This window comes from Mediterranea massiliensis (assembly GCF_900128475.1).
GTDB classification, from domain to species: Bacteria; Bacteroidota; Bacteroidia; order Bacteroidales; family Bacteroidaceae; genus Bacteroides; species Bacteroides massiliensis_E.
This window is the reverse complement of record NZ_LT635838.1, coordinates 215,374-236,046: the sequence shown is the minus strand read 5'-3', so window position 1 is coordinate 236,046 and position 20,673 is coordinate 215,374. Positions and strand designations below refer to the sequence as shown.

General features: G+C 49.5%; 13 protein-coding genes. 12 read left to right on the top strand and 1 reads right to left on the bottom strand.

The window, feature by feature from the left end:
- Window position 1 precedes the first annotated feature (1 nt).
- The 5 genes from BQ7483_RS11000 to BQ7483_RS10980 all read left to right on the top strand — a co-directional run bounded on the left by BQ7483_RS11000 (window position 2) and on the right by BQ7483_RS10980 (window position 7,689).
- A complete protein-coding gene (locus BQ7483_RS11000; RefSeq protein WP_072545917.1) occupies window positions 2-2,536 on the top strand; it encodes a glycoside hydrolase family 95 protein in 2,535 nt (844 codons plus the stop codon).
- Window positions 2,537-2,714: 178 nt separating this feature from the next.
- Window positions 2,715-4,121, top strand: a complete 1,407-nt coding sequence (locus tag BQ7483_RS10995) for an AAA family ATPase (RefSeq protein WP_072545916.1) — start codon at window positions 2,715-2,717, stop codon at window positions 4,119-4,121.
- Entirely contained in the window at window positions 4,118-4,783 is a 666-nt protein-coding gene (locus tag BQ7483_RS10990) for a DUF4276 family protein (RefSeq protein ID WP_072545915.1), read from the top strand. Before BQ7483_RS10995 ends, BQ7483_RS10990 begins: the two co-directional genes overlap by 4 nt.
- Before the next feature lie 97 nt (window positions 4,784-4,880).
- On the top strand, window positions 4,881-5,225 hold the full coding sequence (locus tag BQ7483_RS10985; RefSeq protein ID WP_072545914.1) for a hypothetical protein: 345 nt from the start codon (window positions 4,881-4,883) through the stop codon (window positions 5,223-5,225).
- A gap of 163 nt (window positions 5,226-5,388) precedes the next feature.
- Entirely contained in the window at window positions 5,389-7,689 is a 2,301-nt protein-coding gene (locus BQ7483_RS10980) for a TonB-dependent receptor (RefSeq protein ID WP_072545913.1), read from the top strand.
- 165 nt (window positions 7,690-7,854) lie between these two features.
- On the opposite strand, the gene BQ7483_RS10975 is transcribed toward BQ7483_RS10980, so the two are convergent.
- Window positions 7,855-9,417 carry an ATP-binding protein gene (locus BQ7483_RS10975; protein ID WP_072545912.1) on the bottom strand — a complete coding sequence of 521 codons (1,563 nt, stop codon included), beginning with the start codon at window positions 9,415-9,417 and terminating at the stop codon, window positions 7,855-7,857.
- A gap of 95 nt (window positions 9,418-9,512) precedes the next feature.
- Between BQ7483_RS10975 and BQ7483_RS10970 the strand changes: the two genes are divergently transcribed.
- The 7 genes from BQ7483_RS10970 to BQ7483_RS10940 all read left to right on the top strand — a co-directional run bounded on the left by BQ7483_RS10970 (window position 9,513) and on the right by BQ7483_RS10940 (window position 20,665).
- The gene (locus BQ7483_RS10970) at window positions 9,513-10,430 is read left to right on the top strand and encodes a tyrosine-type recombinase/integrase (protein WP_072545911.1); all 918 of its coding nucleotides are present in this window, start codon (window positions 9,513-9,515) and stop codon (window positions 10,428-10,430) included.
- A 458-nt stretch (window positions 10,431-10,888) separates the two neighbouring features.
- On the top strand, window positions 10,889-11,464 hold the full coding sequence (locus BQ7483_RS10965) for a DUF3575 domain-containing protein (RefSeq protein WP_072545910.1): 576 nt from the start codon (window positions 10,889-10,891) through the stop codon (window positions 11,462-11,464).
- A 49-nt stretch (window positions 11,465-11,513) separates the two neighbouring features.
- Window positions 11,514-12,902, top strand: coding sequence for a DUF3868 domain-containing protein (locus BQ7483_RS10960; RefSeq protein WP_235847348.1), 1,389 nt, complete (start codon window positions 11,514-11,516; stop codon window positions 12,900-12,902).
- 47 nt (window positions 12,903-12,949) lie between these two features.
- The gene (locus tag BQ7483_RS10955) at window positions 12,950-14,812 is read left to right on the top strand and encodes an Mfa1 family fimbria major subunit (protein WP_139247637.1); all 1,863 of its coding nucleotides are present in this window, start codon (window positions 12,950-12,952) and stop codon (window positions 14,810-14,812) included.
- Between the two features lie 179 nt (window positions 14,813-14,991).
- A complete protein-coding gene (locus BQ7483_RS10950) occupies window positions 14,992-16,071 on the top strand; it encodes a FimB/Mfa2 family fimbrial subunit (protein ID WP_072545907.1) in 1,080 nt (359 codons plus the stop codon).
- A gap of 15 nt (window positions 16,072-16,086) precedes the next feature.
- A complete protein-coding gene (locus BQ7483_RS10945) occupies window positions 16,087-17,160 on the top strand; it encodes a DUF4906 domain-containing protein (protein WP_072545906.1) in 1,074 nt (357 codons plus the stop codon).
- Window positions 17,161-17,173: 13 nt separating this feature from the next.
- Window positions 17,174-20,665 carry a fimbrial protein gene (locus tag BQ7483_RS10940; protein ID WP_162274253.1) on the top strand — a complete coding sequence of 1,164 codons (3,492 nt, stop codon included), beginning with the start codon at window positions 17,174-17,176 and terminating at the stop codon, window positions 20,663-20,665.
- Window positions 20,666-20,673: the final 8 nt, after the last annotated feature.

The following is a 20,673-nucleotide window of genomic DNA, read 5'->3' as shown; positions in this document are numbered from 1 at the left end:
TATGAAACACTGGTATTTACTGTTCCTGCTCTGCCTGGCGGCCTGCGCGGGCAGCGTAGAGAAGGAGAGGGAAACCGTCAAGTTGTGGTACGATGCACCGGCAGACAACTGGAACGAGGCCCTGCCCGTCGGCAACGGCAGGTTGGGGGCCATGGTCTTCGGCGGGACAGCCGGGGAGCATCTGCAGCTCAATGAGAACACACTTTACAGCGGCGAACCCTCTACGACCTTCAAGGATATACGGGTGACACCCGAAATGAAGGAACGTGTCATGGCCTTGATGAAGGCCGGTGAGTACGGTCAGGCTTCAGACCTCATCTGCAAGCACTGGCTGGGACGTCTGCACCAGTGTTACCAGCCTTTCGGCGACCTTTATATTACGGACAACCGTGCCGGGCAGGTATCGGCCTACTCCCGTGAGCTGAACCTCGCGGAAGCCGTGAACCGCACGCACTATACTTCGGACGGCACGACCGTGGAGCGCGAAGTCTTTGCTTCTCATCCCGACGACGTCCTTGTCATCCACCTGAAGACCGATGGCAAGGACGGACTCGACGTCACGCTCGGCCTCTCGTCCGTTCATCCCACAGCACGGTGTTCGGTGCACGACGGTAAGCTGGTGATGAAGGGTCAGGCGCCGGGCTATGTGGAGCGGCGCACCTTCGAGCAGCTGGAGAGCTGGGGAGACCAGTACAAACACCCCGAGCTGTATGACGGGCAGGGCCGCCGCAAGTTCAACAAGCGCGTGCTCTACGGTGATGAGATAGAGGGCAAGGGCATGTTCTTCGAGGCCCAGCTGCTGCCCGTATGTCCGGGTGGCAAGGTCGAAGTCACCGACAAGGGTATCCGTGTGAGCGGTACGGACGAAGCCTGCTTCCTCCTGAGCATGGCCACCAGCTACAACGGATCCGACAAGAGCCCCAGCCGCGAGGGTATAGACCCTTCGGCAAAGGCCGCTTCCATTTTGGCGAAGGCTTCAGCCTACACTTACGACCAGCTGAAGGAACGGCATACAGCCGACTTCAACGCCCTTTTCAGCCGCGTCAGTCTGAAGCTGCCGTCCTCGCCCGAACAGCTGGCTTTGCCGACGGACCAGCGCATCGACCGCTTTGCCGACCGGAGCGACCCCGACCTGGCAGCCACCCTTTTCCAGTACGGGCGCTACCTCATGATTTCCGGTTCGCGTCCCGGCGGCCAGCCCCTCAACCTGCAGGGCATCTGGAACCAGGACACCATCCCGGCCTGGAACAGCGGCTATACCGTCAACATCAATACCGAAATGAACTATTGGCCGGCCGAGCCGACCAACCTGTCCGAGTGTCACGAACCGCTGTTCCGTATGATTGAGGAACTGGCTGTTTCGGGCCGCGAGACGGCAGAGCACATGTATGGCGCCCGCGGATGGGTGGCCCACCATAACACGTCCCTGTGGCGCGAATCCGTACCCAACGACAACGTGCCCAGTGCCTCCTTCTGGCCGATGGTGCAGGGCTGGCTCACGAGCCACCTGTGGGAGCACTACCAGTTCACGCAGGACGAAGCCTTCCTGAGGGACAAAGCCTATCCGCTGATGAAGGGTGCCGCCGAGTTCTTTGCCGACTGGCTGACGGACGACGGTCAGGGTCATCTGGTGACTCCCGCCGGACTCTCACCCGAGAACTGGTTCATCTCGCCCAAGGGTGAACGGGTAGCCCTCAGCATGGGGCCCACGATGGACATGGCCATCATCCGCGAGAACTTCACCCGCACGCTGGCAGCTGCCCGTCTGCTGGGTGTCGACCCCGACCTGCAAAAGGAATTGCAGACGAAGCTGGACAAGCTCCTTCCCTATCAGATAGGCGAGGGGGGCAAGCTGCAGGAGTGGATGTACGACTTCAAGGAGGACGATCCCCATCATCGCCACCTGTCCCATCTGTACGGCTTCCACCCTGGCAACCAGATTACGACCGACACGCCCGAACTGTTCAATGCCGTGCGGCAGACCCTGCTGAACCGCGGCGACGAGGCTACCGGCTGGTCCATGGGTTGGAAAATCAACATGTGGGCCCGTATACTCGACGGTAACCATGCCTATAAGATCATCTCCAACCTGTTCAATCCCATCGGCTTCGGCAGCGGGCGCAAGGGAGGCGGACTTTTCAAGAGCATGCTCGATGCGCATCCGCCTTTCCAGATCGACGGCAATTTCGGCTTTACGGCCGGTGTGGCCGAGATGCTGCTCCAGAGTCATGCAGGCTTTCTCCACCTGCTGCCTGCCTTACCCGATGCCTGGCCCGAAGGCAGCGTGTCGGGACTGAAGGCACGCGGCAACTTTGAAGTGGGCATGCAGTGGAAGGCCGGTATTCTGACCGGTGCCGTCATTCGTTCGCTTTCCGGAAAGGATTGCAAGCTGCGTACCGCTTGGCCGATTGTGGTCAGCAAGGACGGTCGCGAGGTGGCCCGCAGCGCCGGGAAGCAGTCCAATGCCATATTCAGCTACTACGAAGTGGACTTTCCCACCGAGGTCGGCGGTGAATATGCGATAGCTTTGCAATAGTCTGGCTATCCAATATATTTGGAGGCTGCAAGTATCTTTTAACGTTTGCGGCCTTTATTGTACTTGCAAAAAGGTTAGTAATATTTCTTTTATATGAGATTTATCCTTATCTTCGCTGAAAAACTTGATTTGTCATATAGATAGTGGGTTGGGATTGAAAAAATAAAAAACATAAGATATGATTACGTATATAAAGATTGATGGCTTCAAGTCTTTTCAGAATTTTGAAATGGATTTTACTCCTTTGACAGTGATAGCGGGTTCTAATGCGGCAGGTAAAAGTAATCTTTTTGATGCTTTAAGATTGCTGTCGTCGTTGGCTGATTCAGATAAGATACAAAAAAGCTTTAGAGAACAACGGGGAGATCTCTTGGAATTATTTACAAGGTATGACGACCATTCAATAGCTTCTGAGATGTCTTTTGTTGTAGAAATGCTGGTCAATCCTAGTATAACGGATACATGGGGTGCTACGGAAAAATTGAAATATACACGTTTGCATTATGAATTAAAACTTCAGCGTTTTAAAAATAATGCGGATATGGAAGATATCAAGGTCGTTTATGAGAAGCTTGATACGATTAAGCATGATACGGATAAATGGGTTAAAATATTACCGCCTGATACTGCGGCTGTTTGGCGTCCTCAAGTGAAGGCCGGTAGACGTCAAGTTCCCTATATGTCTACAGAAGAACACAATGGAATCCCTACCGTTATTGTGCCACAAGATGGATCTCAGGGAAAAAAGCGATTTTATCCGTTGAATAATGTGACAAGAACTATTATAAGTGGTTTTGATTCGGTTGATTTTAAGCATATATTGGCCGCAAAGGAAGAAATGCGGAGTTGGCGTTTTCTGCAACTGAATCCTGAAGTGTTACGTTTGCCTACTAGTAAAATTACAGGTGAAGATATTATTGATAGCGAAGGAAGAAATATGGCTGCAGCTTTATTTCGTATTAAACAGCAAAACTCTTATAGCTTGAAAGAAATTTCAAGAAAATTGCATATGTTTTTGCCTAACTTTGTGGAAGTTGATGTATTGGATGATGTGGAGAATAAACAGTTCATTATTATACTTCAGGATGTTGATGGGAAAAAATATACATCTAGAGTTTTGTCTGAGGGAACGTTACGCATTTTGGCATTATGTGTATTGTTATATGATAATCATCATAAAGGTTTGCTTTGTTTTGAGGAGCCTGAGAATGGAATCAACCCTTTTCGGATAAAGGCAACAACCCTTTTGTTGCGTGACTTGGCCGTTGATTTTGCTTTTCCGGATTCACCTTTAAGACAGGTTATAGTAAATACACATTCTACAGTTTTTGTAAAAGAAATTTATAATATGATGCCTGATAAATGTATTACAATTGCATATGCTGAAATGGTGAATAGAGTTATAACGATAGAAGGGGTTCGTAAGAAAATTTTGGTCACTAAGATTACACCGTTGGAACAAGAAGATGCGCTTCAGACGTCAATCCAGTTTTCGGGACAGGAGAGGAAATTGACTTTACATTCTTTGATGGAATATATGCGAATGAATGATAATGAATCTATTATGGTGGGAGAAAAGGCATGACTAAACAAATATTTATTGGTTTGGCAACTGAAGGAACTACTGATGAGCGTTTTTTAAAAAGTCTGATAGTTAGGACCTTTGAAGAAATAGCATTGACAGAATGTGTTGTGGATATTGATATATTTGTTCAGTCAATAAGTGTTGGTAAGAGTGGTTTATCATTCCCTGAATATGTAGTTAAATGTTCTGGAGAGGGACTGAAACGTGGAATAATGACGTTGGCTATACATACGGATGCTGATAGAGAAACGTATGAAGAACGAATTCAAGATAAAATAGAACCTGCCAGACAGCTTTTGAATCAACAGGCAGATGAAGATTATTGTAAGTTGCTGACCCCCGTTATACCGGTCAGGATGATTGAGGCTTGGATGCTAGCCGATAAGGAATTGTTAAAAAATGAGATTGGGACAAGGAAATCGGATCATGAATTAAAAATTGATAGAAATCCAGAAATAATTGCAGATCCGAAGGCATGCATTGAAGAGGCTATTAGAATTGCAACTTCAGATTTGCCTAATCGTAGACATAAGCTTTCGATAGCTGACTTATATGAAATAATGGGGGATAAAATCAGTATTGAATCCTTGATGCGTTTGGATTCATACAAAAAATTTGTTGATGAAGTTCGAAGAACATATAGGGCATTAAATTATCTGTAATGCCTCTTATGCCTATAAATAGGTACTTTGAAAGTTTGTGTATTCGTCTGAATACCCTTATCTTTGCGCCCTCAAACCAACCATAAACAGACGTTCTTTGGAGAAGTTGCGCCACATCCTGAAGTATTTCCTTCCCCTGCTGTTTCTGTCGTATTGGGGAGGAGTGACGCTGTTCACCCACTCGCATGTGGTGAACGGTGTCATCATGGTGCACTCGCATCCTTTCAAAGCCGGTCACCAGCACACGTCGGGCCAGGCCGAGACCATTCTTTTCCTTGACCATTACGAGGCCTCTTCCGTGCCTGTGCTGCTTGCTGCCGTCCCCTGTTTCTGTGCCCTGCTGGGCTTGCTGGCGGTGGTGCGCTGCACGCGCCTCTGCCTGCCGCGGCTGGAGGACGGCATCCGTCTGCGCGCTCCTCCCGCCTGTGTCTTCTTCGCCTGACGTAAGGTGTATCATCGTTTACCACAGATTACACAGATAGGCACTGATTTCTATCATACAGATTGTCCGATGAAAGATTTGTGCCAATTTGTGTAATCTGTGGTGAGTCCCCGTTCAGGCACCTCTTCCCTTTCCTTTATTCAATAATTTAAAAAGAAGACGCATGAAAAAATATCTGTTTCTTGTGGTGGCCGTGCTGTACGCACTGCTGCCCGCCACCCTCTTTGCCGAAGAGCTGAAAAAATCGGATGCCAACATTGTGGGACATGTTCTGGAGAAACATTCCCAGGAACACCTTTCCTATATGACCGTTTCGCTGAAAGGTACCACCATCGGTACCCTGACCGACGCCACGGGCCATTATTTCCTGAAGAACCTGCCCGAGGGCCGCTTCACGCTGCAGGTCAGCGCCGTGGGCTACAAGACCGTGACGCGCGAAGTGGTCCTGAAGAAGGGTGTCACGCTGGAAGAGAACTTCGAACTGGAGGAGGACCTCGTGGCGCTGGACGGCGTGGTGGTTACCGCCAACCGCAGTGAGACCACCCGCCGCATGGCTCCCACGCTGGTCAACGTCATGGATTTCAAACTCTTCGAGCAGACCAACTCCACCACGCTGGCCCAGGGACTGAACTTCCAGCCGGGCGTGCGGGTGGAGAACAACTGTCAGAACTGCGGCTTCCAGCAGGTGCGCATCAACGGCCTCGACGGTCCCTATACCCAGATCCTGATTGACTCGCGCCCCGTGTTCAGCGCCCTGGCGGGTGTGTACGGGCTGGAGCAGATTCCGGCCAACATGATCGAACGCGTGGAGGTGATGCGCGGAGGCGGCTCGGCCCTCTTCGGCGCGTCGGCCATTGCGGGTACCATCAACATCATCACCAAGGAACCCTTGCGCAACTCCGCCCAGCTGGGACACACCCTCATGGGCGTGGGCGGCCTCTCGACCTTCGACAACAATACCACGATGAACGCCTCCCTCGTGACCGACAACCACAAGGCGGGCATCTACGTCTTCGGGCAGAACCGCGAGCGCAGCGGCTTCGACTACGACGGCGACGGCTTCACCGAGCTGCCCAAGCTACGCAACCAGACTGTGGGCTTCCGCTCCTTCCTCAAGACAAGCACCTACTCGAAGTTGACCTTTGAATACCACCACCTGCAGGAGTTCCGCCGCGGGGGCAACCTGCTCGACCGTCCGCCCCACGAGACCGACATCACCGAGCAGACCCAGCACAGCATCAACAGCGGAAGCGTGAAGTTCGACTATTTCTCGCCCAACGAGAAGCATAAGGTCAATGTCTACGCCTCCGTGCAGAACATCGACCGCGACAGCTATTACGGCGGCGACCACTCGCTCGACGCCTATGGCTCCACCAAGGACCTGACGTGGGTGGTGGGCACGCAGTATGTCTACCACTTCGACCGTTGCCTCTTCCTGCCTGCCGACCTGACGGGCGGCGTGGAGTACAACCAGGACGCCATGCACGACCAAATGTGGGGCTACAACCGCTACCTCGACCAGACGGTGCGAATCGCCGGCGCCTTCTTGCAGAACGAGTGGAAGAACGAGCATTGGAGCTTCCTCGTGGGCGGCCGTCTGGACAAGCACAACCTGATCAATCACGTCATCTTCAGTCCGCGCGTCAACCTGCGCTACAATCCCACGAAGGACATCAACCTGCGTGCCGCCTACTCCGTGGGCTTCCGTGCGCCCCAGGCTTTCGACGAAGACCTGCATGTGGAGAACGTGGGCGGCAATGTGTCCATGATCCAGCTGGCCAAGGACCTGCGTGAGGAGAAGTCGCGCAGCTTCAGCCTCTCGGCCGACCTGTACCACCGCTGGGGAGCCCTGCAGGGCAATCTGCTGGTCGAAGGCTTCTACACCAACCTGTCCGATGCCTTTGCCCTGCGCCAGATTGGTACCGAGAACGGCATCCTGAAGAACGAACGCTACAACGAGAAGGGTGCCCGCGTCTATGGCGTGACGCTCGAAGGCAAGCTGGCCTGGCTCAGCAGCCTCCAGCTTCAGGCAGGCGTCACCCTGCAGAAGGCCGAGTACAAGGAGGCCCGTCAGTGGAGCGACGACGAGTCGGTACCTCTGGAGAAGCGCGTCTTCCGCACGCCCGACACCTACGGCTACATGACGCTCACCTACAGCCCCGTGAAGCCTCTGAGCATCGCCCTCTCGGGCACCTATACGGGCAGCATGCTGGTGGAACACCGCAAGGGGTATATTGAGAAGGACCGTGCCGAGACCACGCCCCGCTTCTGGGAGATGAACCTCAAGGCCGCCTACGACTTCGCCCTTTACAGAAACATCACTCTCCAGGTGAACGCCGGTGTGCAGAACCTCTTCAATGCCTACCAGAAAGACTTCGACCAGGGCATGCTGCGCGATTCGGGCTACATTTACGGTCCCGGTCTGCCCCGTTCCTACTTTGCGGGGGTGAAGATCAGCTATTGATCCGGTTGGCAGCCTGTCGTTTCATGCGGGTAGAGGCTGCGACATCCTGATGATATGGAATGAGTGGTCGGTCATCCTGGACAATAAGCGGAGTCTGTGTGCATGGCGCATTTTCGGAATCTCCGCTTGGTCCGGGATGACATGTATTTGGGGGAAAAATGAATGTTACCGGCATTCCCAGTCGCTGACGGTGCCGGTCTCCGACGAGAAGCCCACGCCCACGCGGTAGAGCTGCCGGGTGTCGGCGGCATACTCGCGGGCATAGCCGCGGTCTTCGATCTGTTGCAGGGCCTCGGCAGCCGTACCGTCCAGCTTGAACTCGAAGATGTAGACGTACTGCGGCGTTTCCACCACGCAGTCCACGCGGCCCTGGCTCTGCGCCTTCTCCACGTAGACGGTGTAGACGCTCACCAGGCGCATGATGAGGTAGAACGTGTACTGGAAGTAGCGTTCGCGCTCGGCCTCGCCCTCCTTGCGTCGCATGGTGTAGGGGATACTGGCCAGGAACGAGGTGAACAGGGTGCGGAGTCGGTCGGTGTTGCCCTCCTGGAGGGTCATGACCACGCTGCGTATCCACGTGCCCATTTCCTCCTGAGGTTTCAGATACGACGTGGCCAGCATCGTCAGGAAGCCGTTCTTCACTTCGTTGTTGGGGAAGTCCAGCAGGAAGGTGTTGAATTGAAAATCATAGTTCTTGATGGTCAGGTATCCGCTCTGGAAAATCATAGGCAGCGGACGTTCCACGTCGGCCTTGTAGTCCACGAACTCCTCGGGGCGGTAATACTTGCCCGTCAGCTCGTTGATGTTCTCGTTGAAGTGGGCGAGCAGGCGGATGAGGTATGTGGGTGTGCCCGAGCGGAACCAGTAGTCGTCCACACTGCGACTGTCCAGCGCGTTGAGCAGGCTGAAGGGGTTGTACACATCCGTCAGCCGTTTGCTGAAGTGGTAGCCGTCATACTGCTGCTTCAGCCGCTGCTTCATCTCCCCGGGCGTGCAGCGGTAGTCCGCGGCCATGTCGGCAATGGGTTGCGGGAAGTAGCGGTCTATCTCGTCCTGCGTGATGCCGCACAGCGCCTCGTAGCGTCCGTCCATGCTGATATCCTTCGGCTGGTTGAAGCCGCTGAACACGCTCACCTGCGAGAACTTCGTCACGCCCGTCAGCAGCACGAACTGCAGGTGTTCGTCCGCCGCCTTGAACACGGAGTAGAAGGCCTTGAGCACGTTGCGGTGCCGGTCTTCGAGCGAGGCGTCCACGTCGAGCACGTCCAGTATCGGCTTGTCGTATTCGTCGATGAGCACCACGGCCCGGCGTCCCGTCTGTTCGTGGGCGGCACGGAGCACATGGCGGAAACGGAGCCCCAATCCCAACTCTTTGTCAGGTACCAGGCCGTACATCCTTTCCCACCCTTCCACATAGTCGCGCAGCATTGCTTCCAGCTGCCCGGCATTGCTGAACACAGCCCCATTGAAATCCACATGAAACACGGGATGCACGGCCCATTCCGTCTCCAGCCGTTCCATGGCCAGCCCGCGGAACAGCTCCCTGCGGCCCAGGTAATAGTTCTTCAGCGTGGACACGAGCAGACTCTTGCCGAAGCGGCGGGGGCGGCTCAGGAAATAGATGCTGCTCTCGTGCGTCAGGTTGTAAATCAGTTCCGTCTTGTCGACATAGACATATCCGTCCTCGATGATACGGTCGAAGCTCTGGATTCCGATGGGGTATTTCATAAGCGGTGTCATTTTGATACTTATTTGCAAAAATAGAAGATTTTCTTGGTTCTTTTTCTTATTTTGTCCGTTGATTTTCCAAAAAACGATGATTTATGAAAAATGAAAGAGAAAGTTTGACAGCCTATATGGCTTCGCTTGTCCTCCAGATGGAGAACGAAGGGCGTATGGGCACGGCGCATGTCTATCGCAGCACCTTGAACCGGGTTCTCCATTTTACGGAAGGCCGTCCGTTGTCCTTTTCCGGTATGGACGCCCGTTGGTTGAAGGAGTTCCAGAACTATCTGCTGGGGCGCCAGTTACAGTGGAACAGCATCTCCACCTACATGCGCATGTTGCGTGCGGTGTATTGGCGGGCGGTCGATCAGGGTTATGTCCCTTATCGTCCCCGTTTGTTCAAGGGGGTATATACAGGTACCCGGGTCACGGTGAAGCGTGCGGTCGACGAGCAGGTATGGCGTCGGTTGGATGTCTCCCCCCGGCCGGCAGCATCGGGTGTGGAGAAGGCCCGCCAGCTGTTCCTGCTGTTGTTCATGCTGCGCGGCATCCCCTTTGTGGACATTGCCTATTTGCGGAAGTGCGACCTTCAGGGGAATGTCCTGGTGTACCGTCGTCGCAAGACGGGTGCGTGGCTCACGGTTACGGTCGAGCCTCGTGCCATGCATCTCATCGATTGCCTGAAGAATACCGACGACCGTTCCCCTTACCTGTTCCCCTATATAAATAAGGTGGGTGTTGCCGCCTACCGGCAGTATCAGAATGCGCTGCGCGGTTTCAATGCCAGCCTGAAGCGGTTGGGCGCCTGGGCCGGGGTAGGGGTTTCGCTCAGCAGCTATTGTGCCCGCCACAGTTGGGCCACCATTGCCAATTATTGTAACTATCAGCCGGAGCTTATCTGTAATGCAATGGGACATTCGTCTGTCAAAGTTACCGAAACCTATTTCAAGCCCCATACCGACGAACGCATCGGGCGTATGAACCGTGAAATCCTGTCACACGTTTTTTTAAGGTAAGCGGTGAATTTTCCGTTACTTTGCAGGTAACGGGAAGAGGTTGTCCTCTTGCCCGGCAGGCTTTTTCACCGTATCGTTTTGCACACGAAGATGCAAAGCTTTGCGATGGCCGATGCAAAGCTTTACGATGGCCGATGCAAAGCTTTGCGTGCGGCAATGCAAAGCTTTACGTAAAATCGTAGCGTCCGAAGGGCTCTCCAGCCCTATTTGCGGCCTGCTTTGGGAAACACAAATCCGTCTACATTCCTTATGTCATCCCTCCCTCTTTCCACAGGTTGAAAAGGAAGTATAATATATCTTACAAAATCAGTGTTAATTTATTACATCTATTTGTTTTTTATAGAAAAAATCCCGTCCTTTGCCTGACAAAAATTTGCATCTTCCGTTACCTGCAAAGTAACGGGAATACCAAACCTTTGATTTGTAACGAAAAATAGGCACTCTCATATATGGAAACTATGAAACGATGTTTAATCCTGCTGATGCTGTTTGCCAGCCTTTCCTTGTCCGCGCAGAATTGGGCGGTCAAGACCAACCTGCTTTCCGATGCCACAGCTTCTGTCAGCCTCGGGGTGGAAGCGGGCTTGTCGCCCCGGTGGACTGTCGATGTGTCCGGAAGTTTCAACGGATGGACCTTCCACGACAACAAGAAGTGGAAGCACTGGCTGGTGCAGCCCGAACTCCGCTACTGGCTGTGCGAACGCTTCAACGGCCACTTCTTCGGCGCACATCTGCTGGGTGGCGTATACAATCTGAGCAATATCGACATGGACTTCAAACTCTTCGGTACCGACTTCGGACAGCTGGACGGCCACCGCTTCGAAGGCTGGATGGTAGGTGCGGGTCTGGCTTACGGTTACCACTGGATGCTGTCGCGCCGCTGGAGCCTCGAAGGTGTCATCGGCCTGGGATACGTTTACTCCCGTGCCGACAAATACCTCTGTCCGCGTTGCGGCGAGCAACTGGAGGACGACGAGCCGCACCATTACCTGGGCCCTACCAAGGCTGCCCTCAACCTGATTTATGTATTCTAAAATAGGTATCACAACTATGAAACGGATTGTCTTGACATATAGCTTTTGTATGGGAAGCCTTTTCGCCGCACTGCCGCTCGGTGCCCAGCAGACGCTTCAGAGCGGGGCGGCTGTACGTTCGGCGGATGTGAACCGCCAGCGCGACAGCGTCATTGTCCGGATGCAGCTCGACCTCACGGACATGGAGGTGGCTTCCAACCGTTCCGTCGTGCTGATTCCGCAGCTCGAGTCCGGCGACAGGCGACTGGAACTGCCTGCTGTGGAAGTGATGGGCCGCAGGCGTCAGCTCTACTATGAACGCAACGGGCGGCAGACCTACGCCGTTACCCCGTGGCACGTCGTCCGTCGCGACCGCGAACGTACACAGACGGTGGACTATCGCACCGCCCTGCTCTACGAGGACTGGATGGACCACGCCCTGCTGGGCATCACCGAAGACCTCTGCGGGTGTGGCGAAGTGCAGCCGGGCAGCCAGGTAGCCGTGCACCGGGCCGACGTGGCTTTCCGTCCGCAGCTGGCCTATATAGCCCCGGAGGTGGAAGTGGAGAAGCGGCGCGCGCTGAGCGGCGAAGCCTATCTGGACTTCGTGGTGAACCGCACGGACATCAACCCCGCCTACCGACGCAACCCCGACGAACTGGCACGCATACATGCCTCCATCGATACCGTCCTGCACGACCGCGATTTCCACATCACGCGCATCGCCCTCCGTGGGTATGCTTCGCCCGAAGGTACCTACCGCAACAACACCCGCCTGGCCGAAGGCCGCACCGAGGCGTTGAAGGCATACGTACAGACGCGCTACGGCTTTGTGGACACGATGTTCGTCACCCGCTTTGTTCCCGAAAACTGGGAAGGTCTTCGCCGCTACGTGGCAGGCAGCACGCTCTCCGGCCGCGACAGCATCCTGGCCCTGATAGACAGCGACCGCGAGCCCGATGCCAAGGAGCGCGTCATCCGCAGCCGCTATCCGGAGGACTATGCCACCCTGCTGGCCGAATGCTATCCCGGCCTGCGCCGCACCGATTACCGCATCGACTACACCGTGCGCAGCTTCAGTGTGGACGAAGCGAAAAAGGTGATTCGCACCCGTCCGCAAAACCTCAGCCTCGACGAGATGTTTGCCGTGGCGCAGACCTACGAGCCGGGTAGCGATGACTTCAAGCAGGTGTTCGATGTGGCGGTGCGCATGTACCCCGACAGCGAGGTGGCCAACCTCAACGCTGCCTGTGCCCTGCTGGAACAGGGACTGACGGAGCAGGCCCGCCCCTATCTGGACAAGGCAGGCAGCAGTCCGCAGGCCGACAATGCCCGGGGAGTGTGCTTGCGTATGCAGGGACGTTACGACGAAGCGGTGGAATGCCTGCGCCGGGCCGCCGATGCCGGGCTGGAGGAAGCCGTGAGCAACTTGTCCGGCATTGAGTTAGACCGGCTGTGACGTCGTACAATCAGGACATTATTATTAATTTTTTATATATTACAGTTATGAAGAAAGTGAAGTTTTTTGCAATGCTATTGGCGGCAGGCATGTTTGCCGCGTGTAGCGACGACCTGGGAGACGCAGGTGACATGGGAGGAAACGCTCCGGATGCAACGGAGGGGTATGTAAGGGTAGCGATTCATACGCCTACTACTACCGGAAGTATGACGAGGGCTGAAGACGGCAGTGCAGACCTCGAAGATGGTACCGCCAATGAATATATAATTAATGACGGTGTGATTGCCTTTTTCAAGGCTGACAAAGTGAACACAAGTCCGGATGTGAACGCCACATTCGTCAGTGCTTATTCTTTGAATGGATTGACAGTCCAGGGCGGCAACGGACAGCAGGTTACCGAAAAGGTCGTTACGGTTTCTAAGGCACCGAAAGTGGATAAAGAAGAGCAGCTGTATGCTTTGGTCATACTGAATACACCTTCTGTGGTAGAGGTGAATGAAACTGATCATAGTTTGAAATTAAATGATACACCACTTACTGCGGAATCCACGTTGTCTGCTTTTACCACGGCTTTAACAGATCAGAATCTCACCACTTATACGGGCGATAATAATGATTTTACAATGTGCAATGCTCCGTTGTCCAATAAACCCGGCTCTAATTTGAAGGATAAGGTTACTGAGGTTGTGGCCAAGACTTTGGTTCCGGTAGAAGTTTATCCCACACAGAATGACGCTCTCAATAATGAAGCTGCACGTATCTATGTAGAACGTGTAGTGGCTAAAGTTACTCTTAGTGGATTTACGAATGGCAGCAAAGGTTCTGATGGAAAATATACTGAATATAAGAAGAATGTAAAAGGAACTTCTGGCAGTGTTTATTATGGTGATGTTGTACAATTGAAGGGGTGGTTACTGAATGTTACCAATAAATCGACAGCATTGGTTCGTAATGTATCAGGTTTTAATAAGGAAGGCTGGTTGAATCTGGAGGGACTTTCCGAAGAAAATAAAGCCAAAGTCAGCCGTTTTGCCGGAAATACTGTGATTCCGGGAAATGGTTCTACGAATTATTATCGTATTTATTGGGCGGAAGATGATAACTATACTGAAGCCACTTCTAATGATTTTACCACTTATTCTGCATCTATCCCTCCTGCAGGTTGGAATGAACAGACGGCAGATAACAAGACTACAACTACTGATTATGCTCTTTATTGCTTGGAGAATACAATGGAGGCAAGCGATCAGGAACAAGACCAGACGACTTCTGTACTTTTGAAGACTGATTATCTGACTAAATTTGGTAACCAAACAGAGCTTAAAAAACGGAATTTCTTTATATGTGGCGCAAGTCCGGTAAAATATCCTGAGGAGTCTAATATCCCGAGTGCTGATGGGATGGGAACAGTTAAGGATTTCATTTCGTTTGTTATAGAAAAGGCAAATTTGGTTCTTGAAACAGATCTTGTTCCTACAGATTTGGTTATAAAATCGGATGCTTCGGCCGGTATTTATGATGAGACTAATAAGCACTATTCTGAATTGCTTGAATACAGGGGTTCTGATTATACCAGTCATTTGGTTGACATATGGAATGCGATTAAGAGTCAGGTAGGTACTATCCGTTACTACAAAGAAGGTACAAGCTATTATTACGCTACCGCTATCCGTCATTTCAACGATGATGAAACTCCTTGGACTTCTGGCGAAGCCTACGGAATACAGCATTTGGGCCGTTATGGCGTAGTGCGTAACAACTGGTATGAAGTGAACATTAACAGCATCAGCGGTCCGGGTGAACCCGAAATCGTAAAACCTGGTGGTCCCGATGATAAGGCCGAGGGCTATATTCGTGCCGAAATCAACGTCCTCTCCTGGGCCAAGCGTTCACAGGGCGTAGATCTGTAATCAGAGTGTGTGGGGCTGTGTAAAGCCAAACGTTCACCACAGATTGCGCGGATTGTCGCGGACGGATGCTATCGGACCATCCGAAGTTCACGAGAAATCTGTGTCAATCCGGGAAATCTGTGGTGAATGGACACACCCCGCCGTCTCTCAATCAATCGATATAATTAAAAGAACCATTTATGAACCATTGTGCCAAATATATGCTGAAGGCAGGCTGGCTGGCAAGCTGTCTGCTGGGCTTGTTCGCCACGTCGTGTACCGACTTCATTTTCGACGACCGTGACGGATGCGAACGGGGCGTGTATGTCAACTTCGTCTACGACTACAACCTCCACCGTTCCGACATGTTTGCCGACCATGTGGGCGAAGTCACCCTCTACATCTTCGACGAAGAGGGCAACTACATCGACAGCCGCACCGAGGCCAACGACAACGAAATACAGCCCCTGAAGGAGCATGGCTACAACATGTATCTGGACCTACCCGACGGCAAGTACCGCTTCGTGGCACTGGCACATCAGCGTAAAAGCGACGAACAGCTGCGGGGCAGCTTCCAGCGTACCGAGCTGGATGCGGACAGCCGCATGGAGGACCTCAAGATTACGCTGGACCATACCCGGCTGTACGACGGTGTGGGGCTTGTCAACCATCAAGGCCAGCCGCTGGACACCCTCTGGCACTCCATTTCCGACCAAGCGGTCGAGGTGAAGCAGGGGCAGTACGTTTACCACATCCTCTCGCTGGTGAGAAACACCAAAAACATCAGTGTCACCCTGCGCGACATCGACCGTCCCGAAGCGATGGACATCGAAGACTACAACCTGTATATTACCGGCGGCAGCATCCGGCTGAACCATGACAACTCCGAAGACCCCGGCATCAAGGCCCTGTGTACACCCTATGTTACGTGGAATACCCAAGACCCTGATGTCAGCAGCCGTGCTTCGGCCATAGGAAACATGGGACATGCCGACTTCATGACCTCGCGCATCTTCGCGCACGACAATCTGGCCGACGACGAAGTGCTGGTTGTGGAACACAAGGAAACCGGCAAGCGCGTCATCGAGGTCAACCTTCCCGACCTGCTCGGCCGGCTCAGCAATTACGACGAGCTGCACCGCTACTCCCGTCAGGAGTTTCTGGACCGCGGCTACGATTACGACCTCTCCTTCTTTCTCTCCGGTGGCACCTGGGCTTATGCCAACGTGTCCATCGGTGTGTTGGGATGGAGCAAACGGGTACAGAATGTGGATTTGTAAACTGACAGACTGAATATGTTGAAACAAGTAATATCCTTCGGCTGCTGGCTTCTGCTGCTCATCCTGGCAGGATGCAGCGATGCGTCTCCCTATGCGGAAGAACCTTCTGCACAGGAGCGGACCATCACGCTGAATCTGGATATTACGACGAGAGCGGATGAATTGCTACCTGATAACTCTGAGCCTGATATCATACAGCTATGGATTTTTGATAATAATGAGAATTTAATCACATACGTTGTAAGCAGTCAGAATGTATGGACTCCTGTAGGAACTGATGGAATAGATATTAAGACTACTTTGCAGACTGAAATAGAAGCAGAGAATATAGATGTTAATCAATCGTTTAAGATTTATCTACTCTTAAACCAGCCTTATACGGATGATGGTAAAGGTAGTACTACTCCAGTAGATTTTTCTGATGTAAAAACGTTAGATGAGCTTAAAGGAAAAATGTTCGTCCTGACTGAATATAAGGGTGATAACAAAGTGCCGATGACAGGTGAGGGTACAACTACATTTCCGTCTGTTGAAGGCAACAAAATTATATTTGACGCTTCGATTAATGCTACAAGGTGTGTAGCAAAGTTGGAACTCTACTGTACTAAGCGAACCTCTTCCAGTAAACTGATTATCAAGAGTTTTACTTTGAATAATGTTCCTGATAAAGGGTACTTGTTTACTCCTGTAGATAATGATATTATTGACTATACAAAAAATCGTGATTTGTTGAGTGGTAATAGTGGGGGCGTTACGATTGCAACTTCTTATACGACAGAATTGCCAACGGACATAGAAAGTGTAAAGTCTTCGTTTACAAAAATAGATTTTGATAATCCTTATTTGTTGGAAAACACGTATGGAGATGAACAGTTTGTGACCGAAATAGTGAATCCAGGAATGAGATATAATCTTACAGTGAAATATAATTTTAATGGTTCTGATTACGAACAGACCATTTACTTGCCTAAGATAGAGAGGAATACATGGTATAAACTTTATATGCGAATGAAAGAAATAGAGTTGGATACATATTGCCAAATTAACTCATGGACTGAACATGAGATGGAAGTTCCCGCTTTTGAATAAAACTATAACGAATATGAAGAAAATATTACATACGATATATACTTGTCTGTTGTGGATGGGCTTTGTCGGTTTTGCCTTGTCCGGATGTAAAGACGATGAACTGGTGAAGAACAACGGTGAAGTGGTGGAAGGGCTGCCGGTCACTGTAACCCTAACTTTGTCGGGAACGCCGGCTGCGGATGTGACGATAGACACAAGGGCTGATAATTCTTTGTCTGATATAACCAATTTGGCAATCTTTGTTTTCCATGAGGACGGAACGTATGAACACTACGTTTCTTCACGTGCAACGGATGAAAGTTATAAAGTTACTTTTGTAAAAGATAAAACTGTTGATGGCGGGGTTTTATACAATGTTAGTTTTAAAACCACGACTGGTAAAAAGAAACTGATAGCTGTTGCCAATACCAGTGCAGCGGCCGGGGATGGCGGCTTTTGGGAACTGACAGCTAAACAGGAAGATGTAGTAGGAGGTAGTTTATCGTTTGAAGAGATCAAAGATCAAATCATTAATCTGCGGAGTGCTCTTTATGAAAATAGCGATATGCAGCCCATTCAGATTGTTTCGTCTTCATTAATGTTAATGTCAGGGTATAATGAGAATATAGAATTTAGAGCTGATGGTTCTGTAACTTCTAATGGCACTGAGAATAATGTGATTGTTAAGATGGATCGTGCTATGGCAAAGATTAGGTTTAAAATAGTTGAAAAACCTAAGGATGAGTATGGTAATGATATTGATGCTACTTTTATACCGTCTTCCTATCGTGTATATAACATTCCAATAAAAAGTTATCTGACACATAAGGAGAAACAACTTACTGAAAATATTTTTTCTGAAGATGAATCAGGTATTAAGTATATTCATTATGCTTCATCCAATGTACCGTCTGTGAGTGAAGGTTTTTATTCATTTTCGTTTTATATGCCGGAAAACATTCAGGAAACGAAAGTTTTGAATACCGATAAGAGTAATATGAAATATGCTGATCGTGATAAATGGACGGGTTCTCCAGGTTCTACAGCAGAGGAAAAAACTTGGATTAATGCACCACAGAACAGTACTTTCGTGGTAATCAGTGGTACTTATAGTGGAATTGGCAGTGACGGAAATACTTATACGGGGAATGTAAGTTATACCATACATCTAGGTGATTTTAGCAATGGACCTGATGGATCCATGGGAAACTTCTCTGTTGAGCGTAATAGTAGCTATACTTATACTATTACAGTAAAAGGTGTGGATAAAATTATTGCAGAAGCAAAAAAAGAAACAGACGAATATCAGCAAGGAGCAGAAGGACAGATATTTACTTATGATGCATCAACTTATTCGTATGAGTTGGATGCTCATTACGAACAAATATATTTAGAGTATAATCTTTCACAAATTGCTAAGGCTATACAGTCATTTCAGGTTAATGGAAATAGTCTTGGTGAATATAATAATACTCAATTAGATGATGATATCAATAAAGCTATTGCAAATAATTTGATTTTGGTTATCCAATCTGAGGCAATGGATTATACTAATACAACTGAAACGTCAGATAAACCGTATACAGTTCAGAATAAACGTGGAACTCTGAAACCGTATCAGATTTACGCTGATGCGATGAAGGCTAGTGTTGATGTACTAAGTAAAAAGAATGCGGTTTTGAATGGTCCTGGCAATACAACTGATAACTTAAAGGGCTTTGACTACAAGTGGATTGAATTTTGGCCGCAATCGAATACTGAAATAGCAAAATATCCAGGAGTTTCTAAATGGAGTAGAGAGAATTTGGATAATTTGACTAATAAGTATTTTTATGGTGGAGAAGTAGTCGCAGATAAAGCAAGATATCTTATGGATGTGTATGATGTGATTGTGGCTATGGGAAATGTTGTTAAGAAGATTTATAAAAAGGAATCTGTATCCACAGCAGACAGAGGTGAAGGTTATCCCAGTGACAGTCAGCCAAATGATATATTTAATTCGGGTCAAGGTATAACTGTCACTACAAACACTGAAAATGAATATGTAGCACGTTTTACTGCATTTGTAAATGAGTATTATTATTTACGTCATCCACTTACAGGGGAACGTGTTACTAATTGGTCAGTATTTACCAATAAAATGCCTAGGGAGATGATTATCGCTATGAGTTCGAATGTGTCTAAAGATGGTAATAGTTCTTTCAGTACAATTTATTCGTATATCTCGCAACTTTCTATGCAGACATTTTATAATTCTAGAACATTGCAAATGAATGGTTTTGGTATAGAAACGTATAATGAAACACCTCATATTCGTTTTGGCGGTTCAGTAACGACAGGACTAAGTGACACAAATGGTCGAAGTAATCAAATACAATTACTAGGTGGTCTGCCACAAAACTGGGAAACATTTATTGTTCCAAAGTATAATGGATGGCTTGGATCAATAGGTTCTGATCGCATAAATCATAAACTTCCGGTTAGTGTTTATAATGGTACTCGTGAGGAATCAGATGGAGATACTGGTATAGGTGGTGCTTACTTTGCCTGTTTATCACGTAACAGAGATTTAAATGGTAATGGAGTTATTGACGAAAACGAAGTTCGTTGGTATTTGCCATCAATAAATGAGTATATTCGCATTGGCATTGGTTCTAATGCCCTTTCTAATGCTGCCCAATTATATATGGGCGATAAATCTACAATGGTACATAAAGGATATGCAACAAGTTATATTTGGGATGGTTCACTTTATTTCACAAGTAGTAATCAAGTTGACAAGCGGGTATATTGGGCTGTAGAAAGAGGTTCATATGGTGTTGATGGATATAATTATACAGGAAATTGGGCTGCCAAACCCATACGATGTATCCGTTCTCTTCCTTCTACAAGTAATGATTACGATATCAGTACTCCATTTGTAGAGTCGGATCCATCATTTATTTATCATGAAAATACCTCTCTACAATCTATTGAATTTAAGGATCGCCTAGTAGCTAATCTATATCGTCAACGTGTAGATGGATCTTTAGGCGTACATAATGAAGATAATCCTGCAAATTCATTTTCTCAAGGTATTTTTGTTGCAAATAAATATTTAGGAGGAACTTATCGATTAGGTGATATAATAGGTTATGAGGGTACAGTTACAGTAAATGAAAATGGACAACAAAAAGTATATACTTTTGATGGAACAATGCTAAATCCATGTAAGGATGAGAAGTATTCAGAGGGTGGATATAGCGATTGGCGTGTTCCTAACCTGGTGGAACTTTCTGCAATGAACGCAGCCGGATTATTGGATGAATGTTATTCTAATGATTCGGGATCTTTTATTGCGGCATGTTGTACGCAATTCAGTAATTTGAATGTGCGATTTGGTTTTGCCCGTTCTTCATTGATTTATTGTCCTGGGGGTGGCGAATATGGTTCTGAAAATCCTAATTATAGTAATTTGACATCAAAAACCTTCCGTATTCGTTGTGTTCGCGACGTACCCGACGGATATGCATTCCCGAAAAATTAGTTTTTACG